A 13,699-nucleotide genomic window follows, 5' to 3' on the forward strand; every position below is an offset into this window, starting at 1 on the left:
AGGCGGCGGCATGGCCATCAGAGGCGGCGCGGCTTGACCTTGCGCTCGAGCACTTCGCCGGTCTTGCGGTCGATCACCAGCTCCACCTTGCGCGACTGCGCGTCGTAGCCTTCGACCTCGGCCAGGCGCTCCTTGGCCTCGATCTCGGTGACGGTCAGGCCTTCGCCGGTGGCGCGCCGCTCCAGCTCGGCGATGCCCAGCAAGCCGGTGTTGGCGGCCGGCGCTGCGCCGGCCGTGCAGGCGGCGAGCGAGAGCAGCGCGGAGGCCAGGAGGCTGGTCGTGATGTTCTTCATCTGCAATCCTTCATCGAAGCGGCCATTATTGGCAGCCCCGTTGTAAGTGCCGCGCGCTGACAGGCGCCCCGCCGCGACCGTCAGGTGGATATCAGCAACCGGCAGGAGAATCCGGCCCATGACCAGATCCCGTTTCTTCTTCATGATGTTGTCCTGCCTGGTGCTGGCCACGCCCGTGTCGCTGATGGCCGGCGACGCGCCGCCCGGCTCCAAGGAAGCCCGCAAGGCCGCCAAGCGCCAGGCCCAGCAGGAAGCCTTGGACGCCATGCGCCGTGGCGAGATCCTGCCGCTGGTACGGATCCTCGCCATCGCCCAACAGCACGCGCCGGGCGACGTGATCGAAGTCGAGTACAAGGCCGGCCCGCAGTACGAGGTCAAGACCCTGGCCAGCGACGGGCGCATCCGCGAGGTCAAGCTCGACGCGCGCACCGGCGCCCTGCTGAAGATCGAGGACGACTGATGCGCGCGCTGCTGGTCGAGGACGATCCGGATGTCTGCGCCGACGTCGGCATCGCCCTGCGCGCGGGCGGCTTCATCGTCGAAACCGCCGGCGACGGCGAGGACGCGTGGTTCAAGGGCGACACCGAGGACTACGACGTCTGCGTGCTCGACCTGGGCCTGCCCCGGCTCGATGGCCTGTCGGTGCTGCGCCGCTGGCGGGCTGCCGGACGCGCCTTCCCGGTACTGATCCTGTCGGCCCGCGACAACTGGACCGAGAAGGTGGAGGGCATCGAGAGCGGCGCCGACGACTATCTGGCCAAGCCGTTCGAGGTGGGCGAACTGGTGGCGCGCGTGCGCGCCCTGGTGCGCCGCGCCGCCGGCCACGTTTCGCCGCTGCTGGATTGCGGGCGGCTGGTGCTGGACACGCGCCGGCTGTCGGTGGCGCTGGACGGGCGGCCGGTGCGGCTGTCGCCGCTGGAGTACCGGCTGATCGACTACCTGGCCCACCACGACGACCGCGCCATCTCGGCCGGCGAACTGGCCGATCATCTCTACGGCGCGGCCGAATCGGGCGACACCAACGCGGTCGAGGCGCTGGTGCTGCGGCTGCGGCGCAAGCTGGGCGCCGAACTGATCGAGACCCGGCGCGGCTTCGGTTACCTGCTGGGCGGGCGCGGGTGACCGCGTTGCGGCGATGAAGCCCAATTCGCTGCGGCTGCGGCTGCTGGCCGTGGCGGCCACCGCCATCCTGCTGGCCATGGTCGTGGCCGGGCTGGTGATGGGCCTGATCTTCTCGCGCCACCTGGAGCAGGGACTGTCGCGCGAACTGACCCGCGAAGCGCTGCAGCTGGTGGCCGGCCTGCACGTGGACGCCGGCAACCGGCTGGTGCTCGACGCCACGCTGGCCGATCCGCGCTTCGACCTGCCCGGCAGCGGGCGCTACTGGCAGTTTTCCGGCGACGGCCAGCAGGAGCGTTCGCGCTCGTTGTGGGACGAATCGCTGCCGCAGGATCGCCAGGCCGCCGCCACGCAGTGGACCACGCGCAAGATCGCCGGCCCGTTCGGGCAGCGGCTGCTGGTGGTCGAGCGTGTCGTGCGGGCCGAGGACGGCCAGCGCCTGGTGCATGTGCAGGTGGCGCAGGACCTGGCCGAACTGGATGGCGCGCGCCGCGAGTTCCGTACCGAGATGGCGCTGTTCCTCGGCCTGCTGTGGCTGGCGCTGGTCGCCGCCACCTGGGTCCAGGTGGACCTGGGCCTGCGCCCGCTGCGGCGCGTGCGCGAGGAGCTGGAAGGCATGCGGCGCAGCCCCGCCGCCCGTCTTGGCGAGGGACATCCACGCGAGGTCATGCCGCTGGTGGCGGCGATCAACCAGCTGGCCGAAACCCGCGAGAGCGACCTGGCGCGCGCGCGCAGGCGCGCCGCCGACCTGGCGCATTCGCTGAAGACGCCGCTGGCCGCGTTGGGCGCGCAGAACCGGCGCGCGCGCGAGACCGGCGCCGCCGACGCGGCCGATGGCATGGACCGCGCCATCGCCGCCGTCGCCGCGGCGGTGGAGGCCGAACTGGCGCGTTCGCGCGCCGCCGCCATCCGCGGTCGCCACCAGTCCACCCGCTCCCGCCCGTGCGAACTGGCCGAGCGCGTGTTCGGCGTCATCGAGCGCACCGAACGCGGCGCGCGCATGGTGTTCGAGAACGAGGTCGATCCCGCGCTCGAACTGCCGGTGGCCGAGGAAGACCTGATGGAAATGCTCGGCGCGCTGCTGGAGAACGCGGTGCGCTTCGCCCGGCGTCGCGTGCGCATCCGCAGCGTCCAGGCCGGGGACGACACCGCGCTGCTCATCGAGGACGACGGCGAAGGCCTGGACATCTGCGCCGAGCAGGCGCTGATGCGCGGCGGACGGCTGGACGAAGCCAGCCATGCGCACCACGGCCTGGGGCTGGCCATCGTGCGCGACCTGGTCGAGGCCACGCAGGGCGTCATCGCGCTGGAACGTTCGGCGCTGGGCGGCCTGGAAGTGCGGTTGGGGTGGCGTCAGGTTTCCTGATCCGGCCGCCCGCCGCCATGTCAGCGGCATGTCAGCACGGCCTGCCTATAACGCCAGTCAACCTTGGGGTTGAAGGCGGCACGATGACGAAGACGGTGTCCCACGCGTCCTGTATCCCGGCATCGCCGGCGCGCCGTGGCGGGTGCTGGGCGCTGGCCCTGATGGCCGGCACGCTGGCCGGACAGGCCACCGCCAGCGCTTACGACATTGGCGACACCGGCGTGGGCAGCGGCTTCAAGGTCAAGGCGCAGTCCATCCGCTCCAGCATCGGCCACCAGGTGCACTGGACCCGCCCCGCGCTCGAGGTCGGCTGGGGATTCGCGCCCGGCCTGGAAGCGACGCTGGGCAGCGGCTACGGCATGGCCGATGGTTACGGCGGGCACCGCCGGCATGGCAGCCACGACATGAAGCTGGCGCTGAAATGGCAGCTCCCCGGCGTCCTGCCCGCCGCGCTCGTGTGGGCGGTCGAACCGGAAATCCTGCTGCCCACGGGCAGTCGCGCGGCCGGGATGGGCGGCGCGGGAACGGGCGCGTCCCTGCCCCTGCGCGCGAGCCGGGCGCAGGGGCGCATGCTCGCGACCGGGCAGCTGGCGTGGGTGAAACCGCCAGGGGAAGACGCGGGCTGGAGCGCGGGCGCGCTGCTCGAGTACGAGGCGGCGCCGGCGCTGTGGCTGGGCGTGGAGATGCTGCACGACGCACCGGGCACGACGCCGGCGTTCCAGCGCGCAAGCCTCGGCTTCCGCTGGGAACGTTCGACGCGCCTGCTCGTGTTCGGCGCGCTCGGCCGCAGCTGGCGCACGCCGGCGGACGCGGAGCGTTCCGTGCGTATCGGCGTCGAGTACGCCTTCGAATAGACCTTTCAACCGGCAGCGCGGGCCGCTTGGCCCCCTGCCGGATAGTGCAACTCCACCGGAGCCGGAATCCATGAAACACGCGACATACAACCGCTGGTCGATTTCCCTGCATTGGCTGATGCTGCTGCTGTTCGTCCTGGCCTATGCGCTCATCGAACTGCGTGTCCTGTTCGACAAGGGCACTCCTCAGCGCGACCTTATGAAGAGCCTGCATTTCTCGGTCGGCCTGGCGATCTTCGTGCTGGTCTGGCTGCGGTTGATCGCCAGGACCCTGACGCCGGCCCCTGCCATCGTCCCCGCGCCGCCGGCCTGGCAGCGCGCGGCGGCGGCGCTGGTCCACCTGCTGCTGTATGCCTTCATGATCGGCCAGCCGCTGCTGGGCTGGCTGGTGCTCAGCGCCGCCGGAAAACCGGTGCCCTTCTTCGGCCTGACCCTGCCGCCGCTGGTGGCGATGGACAAACCGTTCGCCGGCACGCTGGAAGAACTGCACCAGACCATCGGCACCTTCGGTTACGGCCTGATCGGCGTGCATGCGCTGGCCGCGCTGGTGCACCACTACGTGCAGAAGGACAACACGCTGCGGCGGATGCTGCCCTCCGGCCGGGGACGCGGCGCGCCTTCCGACGCGCACGGTGCGTAGCGCGCGCTCCGGGCGGGCGCGGACGTGGCTGGCGCTGCTGGCCGCGCTCCTGCCCGGCGCGGCCGCGGCCGACTGCGCGCCCGTCACCGCGGCGCCGCCGCAGGTGCGATGCGGAAGCGTGCCGGTCGTGCTCGGCCCGCTGGCCGGGGCCTGGCGCGACGGCTACGCGACGGAACAAGCCGAAGCCCGCGTTGCCTTCCCGCAGCCCTACGGGCCACCGCAGGGGCGGCTGGACCCGCAGCTGGCCCGGTTCCTGGAAGGCGGGCTGGACTTCGCCTTCCTCACCCGCGACCTCGCCGAGGCCGACCTCGCCACGTTCCGCCGCCATCACGGCGATGGCGAGCCCCTGCGGCTTCCGGTGGCCGGGGGCAGCTGGAACCGGTTCGGCCATGTCGATCCGGTGGCGGTGATCGTGCATGCCGCCAATCCGCTGCAGTCGCTGGATCTGGCGCAGTTGGAAGCGATCTTCATGCCTGGCCCGACGACCGCCGCGGCGATCGTCCACTGGGACCAGTTGGGCGTCGCGGCATGGCGCGGACGACCGCTGCGCCTGGCGGGCGGCGGCGCGCGTGGCAGGCGGAGGAATCGGCCCGCGCCCTGTTCCTGCGCCGGCAGGTCTTCGTGCGCCCGGCGACCGCCCGCGGCTGGCGGCCGGCGCCGGACAGCGGCGACGAGTCGGACAACGTGGCGCGCGTAGCCGCCGACCCGCTGGCGATCGGCTTCACCGGCCTGGGACACCTGCTGCCGGGCACGCGCGCGCTGGCGATCGCGCCGCGCGCCGGCGTGGGCGCAGTCGCGCCGGACCTGGACGCCGTGGCATCGGGGCGCTATCCGCTGGCGCGGACCGTGGACCTGCTGCTGCCGCGCGACGCGCAGGGGCGCCTCGATCCCGCCGTCGCACGGTTCGCCGCATTCCTGCTGGGGGACCGTGGACAGGCGATCATCGCCGCCCAAGGGGCGTTCCTGCCGCTGGACGGATGCAGGCGCCGGCAATCGCTGGCGTGGCTGGCGGAGGCTGGTCGAAATCCAAGCCTCCTGCATGGGCCTGGCGACAACGGGGGCCGATGACCGCGCCGCCGTCCCGACGATCTCGATGCGACACGCTGCGCGACGTCGCTGTGCCAATGCCGCGGGTAGGCCGCCACCGTGCCCGGGTACCGGACCGGAGGTTTTCCGGTGGCTGGGCGTGGTGACAGTGCCGGCCTCCGGCCTTCGCGATTTCCTGCCAGGGTGAAGTCGCCTGGACCCAGGTGCGGCTCCACGGGCCGATCCATGCACGCTCCACGCCGGAAGCCGTGGAGCGCGCGTCCATCCCTTCCGGGGCCCGCCGCGCGCCGCGCCCCATGGATGGCGGGCATCGCTGCGTCTGCGCGTACCACCGGCGGCACTCCATATCTCCGGCGGCATCGAATGGCTTTCGCCTGACCGCCATGACGGCAGATGGGACCTGATCGAAGGCCAGGGCTCGCTGTCCACCCGTCCTTCGCCGGGGTGTCGACCGGCCTGCTGCACGGCGCGCAGCCGGATGCGCTGGTGCTGTGCCACGAACCCGGCCGCGCGCGCATGCTCGGCCTGAAACACTACCCGGTGCCGGACCTCAGGACCACGCTGGAAGCCAACCTGGCCACCGCACGCCTGACCAACCCGGACGTCGTCGCAGTCGGCGTGGCCCTCAACACCGCCAGGCTGTCGGCAGAAGACGCCACCGGGCTGGTGGTGTCGCGGCTTCATCGATCCGCACACCCATTCCGAGTTCTACGTTCGCCGGATCCGGCGAAGCCATCCCTGAGCCCCGGCAGTTTTGTCTTCGATACAGGACCGGCATCTCGAACAGCGTCCATGGCGGCCAGACCAGACCAGCAAGATCAGATCATCGACAGCATGTCGTACCCGGCGCATCGCGGATGCATGTCCAGAAGACCGGCCGGGTCCAGCTACCTCCGCGGCCAAGACCAGCGCAACTTCGATGCGCGCCCCGGAAACCATACGTAGCCGGCAGTGGCCGCGCGGCATAGCCGCGAGCTATGGCCGGCACGCCGGTATTCGGTGGCACGTCCGGCACGCGGGTGCTTATCTTCGGCCTGCACACGCAGGCTGCCGAAAGAGCCACATCACGCAGCGTGCGGCGCGCGTCATTGCCGCCAGCCATCCGGCATGCGCCAGCGAGACTGATCCCACCGGCCCTGTATCGCGGCGGTACGGGCCACCACCAACGGAAGCTCCATGATCAAACGCAGCCTTTCCGCCCTGGCCATCGCGTGCATCGCGATGGGTACCTGCCATGCCTCGCCGACCATCGATGCGCCCGTCGAACTGCGTGCCCTGCTGCCGGGCGATCCCACCAAGCCGGGACCGGGTTGCGCGATGGCGGTCTTCCGCGATGGACGCCTGCAGTCGCTGGTCAGCGATGGCTACGCCAACCTGGGCACCATGGCGCCGCTCGATGGCAATACCCGGTTCTATGCCGCCTCCCTCTCCAAGCAGTTCAGCGCGCTGGCCCTGGTGCAGCTGTCGCTGCAGGGCAAGGTGGACCTCGACGGCGACGTGAGGCAATGGCTGCCGGAACTGCCCAGGTACGATGCCACCATCACCCCGCGCATGCTGCTGCAGCACCGCTCGGGCATCCTCGATTCGCTGTCCCTGGTGCGCCTGGGCGCGCCCTCGGGCAGCGCGGGCAGCACCAGCCGCGCCGACACCCTGGCGCTGGTGCTGGCGCAGCCGCATACCAACTTCACGCCCGGCACCGAAACCTACTATTCCAACGGCGCTTTCCTGCTGGTGGCCGAGCTGATCCAGCGCGTCTCCGGGATCGGCTACGCCGACTACATCAACCGCCACGTCCTCGCGCCGATGGGCATGCGCGACAGCTACATGCTCGACGGCGACCCGAGGCCGTCCGCCCACCTGGCGCACGGCTACCGGCCGGTGGCGGGCGGCTACGAGATCCGCGACACGTTCCCGCGCTATGGCGGCTCGGGCGGGCTCATGCTCACCCTCAATGACCTCGCCCGCTACGAGTACGACATCGAGCACGGCCATCGCGTGTGGACACCCGAGGTCCGCCGCGTGATGGAAGAACCGGGAACGTTGAGCAACGGCAAGCCGGCCCATACCCAGGACCGCGCCGGCGGCCTGGTCTACGCGGCCGGGCTGATGGTCGGCCAGCGCGACGGCCGCCACATCGTCGAGCACAGCGGCGGTGCCGATGCCTTCCAGCACATGTACAGCCGTGTGCCCGCGGAGAAGTTCGCCGTGGCCGCGCTGTGCAATCTCGGAAAGAGCGGCGCGGCCGAGAAGGTCCACGCCGCGATCAATCTCCTGCTCGCCCCCACCGCGGAACAGCTTGCGCAGCTGCCGGCCACCGGCCTGTACCGGGGCGACAGCCTGCCCGCGCGCTACCTGCTGTGGCGCAGCGGCGACGACCGCGCATCACTGGCCATCCTGCCCGATGGCAACACGCGTCCAAGCAGCGTGGTCGAGCTGCAGCGCGGGAAGGACGGCAGTTACAGCGGTGAAGGGCTGCGGCTGGAGGCACCGGACGCCCGGACGCTGGTCTTCGGCACCGACCGCGCGCGCGGCCTGCGCGCCACGCGCATCGATCACTGAGCGCGCATTCCGCCTCATGCCGCTCGCCGTGCACGTGGGCGGCTGGACGGGAACGAGGACCACACGGACGAAGCATGCCCGCGCCCTGCAACGGCCGGCATCACGGCCAGGCGGCATCGAACGACAGCCATCGGCAGGGGCGGATGCATCCCTGAACTCCGCTCGCCTGCGGCGGATGCCGGCATCCATGACTTGCCGCGCCGATCCTTCCTCGTTCCCGCTGCCGCTTCGGCGCAGCGGGCCAGCCGTGTCCGCGTGCAGGAACCTGCAGGCACCAGCATGGCGCGAAGTAGAATGGCGCTCATCGCCGGAACATCCGGGCTGTACCACCGCCCGTCTTGCTCGACATGAAGGAACAGACCCGCATATGACCAGCAAACGCTGGCAAAGCGTGATTGCACGCAGCAAGGTCGTGTGTCGCTGGGTGGCGGCGCTCTGGCTTGCGTTCTGGTTGCCGTGGTCGGCCTATGCCGTACACACCGGAGCATTGGAGCACGCGCGCAACAAAGGCGCGGAAGCCGAGGCCTATCTGGTTTTCGCGCTGATTCTGCTCGTTGCGCCGGCGATGATCGTGCTGCTTGGCTGGACCGCGTACAGGGTCGTCATGCCGCGCGGATCGGCGGCACCCGTCGAAGAGGGGATCGCCGTGGCCAGGAAGCGCGCAGGCACGGCGGTCGACTGAAGGGCCCGCACCGAACAATCGTCGAGGTTGCCGACGACGCGGTTCGCATCATGGGATCGAAGCCGGCATTGCTGCGCTGGTCGCCGCCCGAGGCGCGGAAGCAGCGGCGCTCATGTTCCGTTCTGGAGTGGCGCGCCCGGAGGGGTGAGAGGCCGCGCCTTCGCGCCCTGCGCGAAGGCCGGCAATCACGACGAAGCGGCATCGAAGATGGCGCGCCCGGAGGGATTCGAACCCCCGACCAATGGCTTCGGAAGCCACTACTCTATCCGGCTGAGCTACGGGCGCGTTGTGTGTCGCAGCGGGAGCCGTGGGCTCCCGGCCGACCGGCGCTGCCGGGCGGAGGCGCATTCTAACGGCAAATGCAGGCGCAGGTCTGCCCCCCGCCGCATCCGCCCGCGGCAACGGCAGGCCGGGCCCGGCTGGTAACCTGTGCGCATGGGTTACGAACGATACGAACGACAGCCGGCGCCGGCGCCCTCGCGGCTGGCCAGCTACTGGAAACTGATGCGCGCCGACCGTCCGATCGGCACCCTGCTGCTGCTGTGGCCGACGTGGTGGGCGCTGTGGCTGGCCTCCGGTGGCCTGCCGGCGCCGTGGACGCTGTTCGTGTTCACCGCCGGCGTGTGGCTGACCCGCTCGGCCGGCTGCGTGATCAACGATTACGCCGACCGCTGGCTGGACCCGCACGTCAAGCGCACCAAGGATCGCCCGCTGGCCACCGGCGCGGTGTCCGGGCGCCAGGCGCTGGCGCTGTTCGCCGGGCTGATGCTGGTCGCGTTCGCGCTGGTGCTGACCCTGAACGCGCTGACCATCGGCCTGAGCTTCGTCGGCGTGTTCCTGGCCGCCACCTATCCCTACCTCAAGCGCTACACCCACCTGCCGCAGGTCTACCTGGGCATGGCCTTCGGCTGGGGCATCCCGATGGCCTTCGCCGCGGTGCAGGGCGAGGTGCCGCCGCTGGGCTGGGTGCTGTACGCGGCCAACATCCTGTGGTCCACCGCCTACGACACCTGGTATGCGATGGTGGACCGCGACGACGACCTCAAGGTCGGCTCGCATTCCACCGCCATCCTGTTCGGCGACCTGGACCTGGTGATCCAGGGCATCCTCTACGCGCTGTTCTTCGCCGCGATGGCGCTGGCCGGGCAGCGCGCCGGGCTGGGGACGCTGTACTGGGCCGGGCTGGGCGTGGCGGTGGCGCTGGTGGCCTGGGAGTTCTGGCTGTGCCGCCGGCGCGAGCGCGAGGCCTGCTTCCGCGCCTTCCTGCACAACAACTGGGTCGGCGCCGCGCTGTTCGCCGGCATCGTCGCCAGCCAGTACCTGGATTGACCCGCAACGACCCGCCCTTCGGCGGGTCGTCCGCTTTCACGCCCGCGATGGCTCAGACGGCGGTCCTGCCCAGGCCGCGCAGGCGGAACGCGACCACCACCTGCAGTACGCCGTAGACCAGCGCCATCGCGCCGATCCACAGCGAGGTGACCATCAGCCCGCCCAGCGGGTTGAGCGCGAACATCACCCCCAGCACCACCGCCAGCAGGCCGCTGAGGATCAGCAGCCATTCGCCGCGGATGTGCCTGCGCACGCGGATGGCGAAGACGATGCGGTAGATGCCGCCGACCACCAGCCACGCCGCCAGGAACAGCAGCAGCACGCTCGCCGTCGCCAACGGGTTGAGCAGGGCGAGCACGCCGAAGGCGATGGACACCAGCGCATAGAACACCGCCCAGCCGCGCGACACCGGCGCCGAACCGCCGATCGCCGCGGCCAGCGCCACCACGCCTTCGACGATGGCCATCACGCCCAGCCACATCGCCAGCACCGCCGCGGTGCGCACCGGCGCCATCAGCGCCAGCACGCCGAAGGCCACGGCGAACAGGCCGAACAGCAGCACCACCCACCAGTGGCGGGACAGCTCGCCAAACAGCGTGCCGGACGGGAAACCCGGGTTGCTACTCATGTCATCGCTCCTTGCAGTGATCGGGCGGGATGCCGTTGCCGGCCGAGCATAGGCGCCGCGGCGTCACCTCCCCGTGTTCATGGCACCCGCGCGCAGACCCAGGCATCGACCCGCACCACGCCGGCCCGGTGCAGCGCACGGGCAGCGGCCTGCAGGGTGGCGCCGGTGGTCATCACGTCGTCGACCAGGGCCACGTGCGCCGGCAGCGTTCCCCGGGCGGCGAAGGCCGCGCGCAGGTTGCGGCGCCGCGCGGCCGCGTCCAGCTCCGACTGCGCCGCGGTGGCGCGGGTGCGGCGCAGCCCGGCCAGCAGCGGCAGCCGCAGCGCGCGTGCCAGCGGCCGCGCCAGTTCCAGCGCCTGGTCGTAGCCACGCCGGCGCAGGCGCGACAGGTGCAGCGGCAGCGGCACCAGCGCCTGCGGCCGCTCCACGGCCGCCAGCCGCACGTGCATCAGCTGCGCCAGCAGGCGCCCGGCGGCCAGGTCGCCATGGAACTTGAAGCGGCGCAGCAGCCCGTCCACCGGCGCGGCGTACAGGAACGCGGCCTGCACCCCGGCCAGGGGCGAACGCCCCTGGCGGCAGGTGCCGCACAAGGCACCGCCCGGCTCGGTGGCCGGCAGCGGCAGGGCGCAGCCGCGGCAGGCGCTTTCCAGCCATGGCAGCGCGGCGGCGCAGGCCGGGCACAGGTCGCGGCCGGGCGGGCCCGGCTCCGCGCACACCAGGCAGGTGGGCGGGAACAAAAGGTCCGACAGCCGCCTGCCCACCCTGTAAACCCCATCCAATGGCGATTTGTTGACAGTGGCGTGCATGCTCACCAGACTGCGCCGCTTCCGTTGCCCGATCTATCAGGAAACCCCCATGTCCGCCGTCATCCGCCACGACTGGAGCCGCGAGGAACTGCTGGCGCTGTTCGACCTGCCCTTCCCCGAACTGCTGTTCCGCGCCGCCAGCGTGCACCGCGAGCATTTCGACCCGGCACAGGTACAGGTCTCCACCCTGCTGTCGGTCAAGACCGGCGGCTGCCCGGAAGACTGCGCCTACTGCCCGCAGGCGCAGCGCTACGACACCGGCGTGGACGCGCAGAAGCTGATGGACACCGACAGCGTGGTGGCCCGCGCCCGCGCCGCGCGCGAGGCCGGCGCCTCGCGCTTCTGCATGGGCGCGGCCTGGCGCTCGCCCAAGGACCGCGACATCCCCAAGGTGGCGGCGATGATCCGCGAGGTGAAGGCGCTGGGCCTGGAAACCTGCGCCACCCTGGGCATGCTCGAAGGCCACCAGGCGCAGGCGCTCAAGGATGCGGGACTGGACTACTACAACCACAACCTCGACACCGCGCCGGACTACTACGACTCCATCATCCACACCCGCCAGTACCAGGACCGGCTGGACACGCTCGAACACGTGCGCAACGCCGGCCTGAAGACCTGCTGCGGCGGCATCGTCGGCATGGGCGAGACCCGCGAACACCGCGCCGGCCTGCTGCTGGCGCTGGCCAACCTGCCGGCGCACCCGGATTCGGTGCCGATCAACCGCCTGGTGCAGGTGGCCGGCACGCCGCTGCACGGCAGCGCCGAGCTGGACCCGTTCGAGTTCGTGCGCATGATCGCGGTGGCGCGCATCGTGATGCCGCGCTCGATGGTGCGGCTGTCGGCCGGGCGCGAGAGCATGAGCGACGAACTGCAGGCGCTGTGCTTCGCCGCCGGCGCCAACTCCATCTTCTACGGCGAGAAGCTGCTGACCACCGGCAACCCGGATACCGCGCGCGACCAGGCGCTGTTCGCGCGGCTGGGCATCCGGCCGATGGAAGTGAACGTGGATGCCGACGACCACGACCACCCCGGCACGGTGCACCTGGACATCGCGCCGCGCTGCGCGGTTTCCGCCTGAGGTGCGGCCGGAACCGCCCGCAAGCGGTTCCACCGGCAACCGGTTACCCTAGCCGCCCACCCGTCCATGAACTGACGCCATGGCCCGCCCCGACCTCCTCGCCCGCCTGCAGGACCAGCGCAAGCTGCGCCAAGCGCAGGGGCGCATCCGCGTGCGCCGCAGCGTCGGCCGCCGCGACGGCGTGCGCCTGGAAGTCGGCGGCAGGTGGCTCACCGGCTTCTGCAGCAACGACTACCTGGGCCTGTCGCAGCAGTTCGAAGTAGTGGCCGCGCTGCAGGACGCCGCCGGCCGCGAAGGCGCCGGCAGCACCGCCTCGCACCTGGTCTGCGGCCACCATGCGCTGCACGAACAGCTGGAACGCGAAATGGCCGACTGGCTCGGCTACCCGCGCGCGCTGCTGTTCGACAGCGGCTTCATGGCCAACCTCGCCGTGCAGCAGGCGCTGCTGTCCGAGGACAGCGACGTCTGCGTGCAGGACCGCCTCAACCACGCCAGCCTGCTCGATGCCACGCGCCTGGCCGGCTGCCGCCTGCGCCGCTACCCGCACCTGGACAGCGAAGGCGCCATGCGCCAGCTGAAGAACGCCGCCGACGGCGCGGCCATGCTCGCCACCGACGGTGTGTTCAGCATGGACGGCGACATCGCCCCGCTGCGCTCGCTGTCGCTGGTGGCGCGCATGCAGGAGGCGCTGTTCTACGTGGACGACGCGCACGGCGTGGGCGTGGTCGGCGAACACGGCCGCGGCTGCGTGGCCGACGCCGGGCTGGGCGTGGCCGAAGTGCCGCTGCAGCTGGCCACCCTGGGCAAGGCGCTGGGCGGCCACGGCGCGGTGGTGCTGGGCGAGGAGAACCTGGTCCAGCACCTGGCCGAAACCGCGCGCCCCTACATCTACACCACCGCGCTGCCGCCGGCGCAGGCCGCCGCCTCGCTGGCCGCGGTGAAGCTGGCGCGCCGCGACCACTGGCGCCGCGAGAAGCTGGCCGAACTGATCGCCGCCTTCCGCGACGGCGCGCGCCGCAACGGCCTGGAACTGATGCCCTCGGAAACGCCGATCCAGCCGCTGCTGTGCGGCGACGAGGCCACGGTGATGGCGCTGGGCGCGGCGCTGGAACAGTCCGGCTTCCTGGTCGGCGCGATCCGCCCGCCCACCGTGCCCGAAGGCAAGGCGCGGCTGCGCATCACCCTGTCGGCGCTGCACACCCTGGAGCAGGTCAAGGCGCTGGTCGAGGCCACCGCCCGCGCCCGCGACCTGCTGTCCTACGAGCAGTCGCTGAACACCGCCAGCGCCTGAAGCACGC

Annotated in this window: 16 protein-coding genes and 1 tRNA gene; 13 read left to right on the forward strand and 4 right to left on the reverse strand. The window is 71.4% G+C overall.

Going from position 1 to position 13,699, the window contains the following annotated elements; genetic code table 11:
- Positions 1-17: 17 nt before the first annotated feature.
- Positions 18-437: a PepSY domain-containing protein gene (locus tag AC06FP_RS15630; protein ID WP_478076161.1), complete on the reverse strand. Its 420-nt coding sequence runs from the start codon at positions 435-437 to the stop codon at positions 18-20.
- Between AC06FP_RS15630 and AC06FP_RS15635 the strand changes: the two genes are divergently transcribed.
- The 10 genes from AC06FP_RS15635 (at position 412) to AC06FP_RS15680 (ending at position 8,560) form a co-directional block, all read left to right on the forward strand.
- On the forward strand, positions 412-753 hold the full coding sequence (locus tag AC06FP_RS15635) for a PepSY domain-containing protein (RefSeq protein WP_478076162.1): 342 nt from the start codon (positions 412-414) through the stop codon (positions 751-753). The genes AC06FP_RS15630 and AC06FP_RS15635 overlap by 26 nt on opposite strands.
- Positions 753-1,415, forward strand: coding sequence for a response regulator transcription factor (locus tag AC06FP_RS15640; RefSeq protein ID WP_478076163.1), 663 nt, complete (start codon positions 753-755; stop codon positions 1,413-1,415). The genes AC06FP_RS15635 and AC06FP_RS15640 overlap by 1 nt, the downstream gene beginning before the upstream one ends.
- A gap of 13 nt (positions 1,416-1,428) precedes the next feature.
- Positions 1,429-2,778 (forward strand): ATP-binding protein, encoded by a 1,350-nt coding sequence (locus AC06FP_RS15645; RefSeq protein ID WP_478076164.1) that lies wholly within the window; start codon positions 1,429-1,431, stop codon positions 2,776-2,778.
- An 83-nt stretch (positions 2,779-2,861) separates the two neighbouring features.
- Positions 2,862-3,632 (forward strand): hypothetical protein, encoded by a 771-nt coding sequence (locus tag AC06FP_RS15650; RefSeq protein WP_478076165.1) that lies wholly within the window; start codon positions 2,862-2,864, stop codon positions 3,630-3,632.
- Positions 3,633-3,702: 70 nt separating this feature from the next.
- Positions 3,703-4,272 carry a cytochrome b gene (locus AC06FP_RS15655; protein ID WP_478076166.1) on the forward strand — a complete coding sequence of 190 codons (570 nt, stop codon included), beginning with the start codon at positions 3,703-3,705 and terminating at the stop codon, positions 4,270-4,272.
- Entirely contained in the window at positions 4,265-4,969 is a 705-nt protein-coding gene (locus AC06FP_RS15660; protein WP_478076167.1) for a hypothetical protein, read from the forward strand. Before AC06FP_RS15655 ends, AC06FP_RS15660 begins: the two co-directional genes overlap by 8 nt.
- Positions 4,957-5,340: a PstS family phosphate ABC transporter substrate-binding protein gene (locus AC06FP_RS15665; protein ID WP_478076168.1), complete on the forward strand. Its 384-nt coding sequence runs from the start codon at positions 4,957-4,959 to the stop codon at positions 5,338-5,340. Before AC06FP_RS15660 ends, AC06FP_RS15665 begins: the two co-directional genes overlap by 13 nt.
- 423 nt (positions 5,341-5,763) lie before the next feature.
- Positions 5,764-6,264, forward strand: coding sequence for a DUF1611 domain-containing protein (locus AC06FP_RS15670; RefSeq protein ID WP_478076169.1), 501 nt, complete (start codon positions 5,764-5,766; stop codon positions 6,262-6,264).
- A 231-nt stretch (positions 6,265-6,495) separates the two neighbouring features.
- Positions 6,496-7,878, forward strand: a complete 1,383-nt coding sequence (locus tag AC06FP_RS15675; protein ID WP_478076170.1) for a serine hydrolase domain-containing protein — start codon at positions 6,496-6,498, stop codon at positions 7,876-7,878.
- Positions 7,879-8,245: 367 nt separating this feature from the next.
- On the forward strand, positions 8,246-8,560 hold the full coding sequence (locus AC06FP_RS15680) for a hypothetical protein (RefSeq protein WP_478076171.1): 315 nt from the start codon (positions 8,246-8,248) through the stop codon (positions 8,558-8,560).
- Positions 8,561-8,768: 208 nt separating this feature from the next.
- On the opposite strand, the gene AC06FP_RS15685 is transcribed toward AC06FP_RS15680, so the two are convergent.
- Positions 8,769-8,845, reverse strand: a tRNA-Arg gene (locus AC06FP_RS15685).
- A 150-nt stretch (positions 8,846-8,995) separates the two neighbouring features.
- Between AC06FP_RS15685 and ubiA the strand changes: the two genes are divergently transcribed.
- Entirely contained in the window at positions 8,996-9,889 is an 894-nt protein-coding gene (gene ubiA, locus AC06FP_RS15690) for a 4-hydroxybenzoate octaprenyltransferase (protein WP_478076172.1), read from the forward strand.
- 52 nt (positions 9,890-9,941) lie between these two features.
- Here the strand turns inward: ubiA and AC06FP_RS15695 are convergent, their stop codons facing one another.
- On the reverse strand, positions 9,942-10,517 hold the full coding sequence (locus AC06FP_RS15695) for an HdeD family acid-resistance protein (RefSeq protein ID WP_456117807.1): 576 nt from the start codon (positions 10,515-10,517) through the stop codon (positions 9,942-9,944).
- Between the two features lie 77 nt (positions 10,518-10,594).
- A complete protein-coding gene (locus tag AC06FP_RS15700) occupies positions 10,595-11,323 on the reverse strand; it encodes a double zinc ribbon domain-containing protein (RefSeq protein ID WP_478076173.1) in 729 nt (242 codons plus the stop codon).
- Positions 11,324-11,372: 49 nt separating this feature from the next.
- Between AC06FP_RS15700 and bioB the strand changes: the two genes are divergently transcribed.
- The gene (bioB, locus tag AC06FP_RS15705; protein ID WP_478076174.1) at positions 11,373-12,401 is read left to right on the forward strand and encodes a biotin synthase BioB; all 1,029 of its coding nucleotides are present in this window, start codon (positions 11,373-11,375) and stop codon (positions 12,399-12,401) included.
- 79 nt (positions 12,402-12,480) lie between these two features.
- Positions 12,481-13,692, forward strand: a complete 1,212-nt coding sequence (gene bioF, locus AC06FP_RS15710) for an 8-amino-7-oxononanoate synthase (RefSeq protein ID WP_478076175.1) — start codon at positions 12,481-12,483, stop codon at positions 13,690-13,692.
- Positions 13,693-13,699 lie beyond the last annotated feature (7 nt).

The sequence above is a fragment of the Stenotrophomonas sp. Steno-Z2 genome, from assembly GCF_056393235.1.

Bases quoted from the DNA above. Each gene is read 5' to 3' on its own strand.
- AC06FP_RS15655 (WP_478076166.1), top strand. From the start codon at position 3,703: ATGAAACACGCGACATACAACCGCTGGTCGATTTCCCTGCATTGGCTG.
- AC06FP_RS15635 (WP_478076162.1), top strand. From the start codon at position 412: ATGACCAGATCCCGTTTCTTCTTCATGATGTTGTCCTGCCTGGTGCTG.
- AC06FP_RS15700 (WP_478076173.1), bottom strand. From the start codon at position 11,323: ATGCACGCCACTGTCAACAAATCGCCATTGGATGGGGTTTACAGGGTG.
- bioB (WP_478076174.1), top strand. From the start codon at position 11,373: ATGTCCGCCGTCATCCGCCACGACTGGAGCCGCGAGGAACTGCTGGCG.
- AC06FP_RS15650 (WP_478076165.1), top strand. From the start codon at position 2,862: ATGACGAAGACGGTGTCCCACGCGTCCTGTATCCCGGCATCGCCGGCG.
- AC06FP_RS15675 (WP_478076170.1), top strand. From the start codon at position 6,496: ATGATCAAACGCAGCCTTTCCGCCCTGGCCATCGCGTGCATCGCGATG.
- ubiA (WP_478076172.1), top strand. From the start codon at position 8,996: ATGGGTTACGAACGATACGAACGACAGCCGGCGCCGGCGCCCTCGCGG.
- AC06FP_RS15630 (WP_478076161.1), bottom strand. From the start codon at position 437: ATGAAGAAGAAACGGGATCTGGTCATGGGCCGGATTCTCCTGCCGGTT.
- AC06FP_RS15645 (WP_478076164.1), top strand. From the start codon at position 1,429: ATGAAGCCCAATTCGCTGCGGCTGCGGCTGCTGGCCGTGGCGGCCACC.
- AC06FP_RS15680 (WP_478076171.1), top strand. From the start codon at position 8,246: ATGACCAGCAAACGCTGGCAAAGCGTGATTGCACGCAGCAAGGTCGTG.
- bioF (WP_478076175.1), top strand. From the start codon at position 12,481: ATGGCCCGCCCCGACCTCCTCGCCCGCCTGCAGGACCAGCGCAAGCTG.
- AC06FP_RS15695 (WP_456117807.1), bottom strand. From the start codon at position 10,517: ATGAGTAGCAACCCGGGTTTCCCGTCCGGCACGCTGTTTGGCGAGCTG.
- AC06FP_RS15640 (WP_478076163.1), top strand. From the start codon at position 753: ATGCGCGCGCTGCTGGTCGAGGACGATCCGGATGTCTGCGCCGACGTC.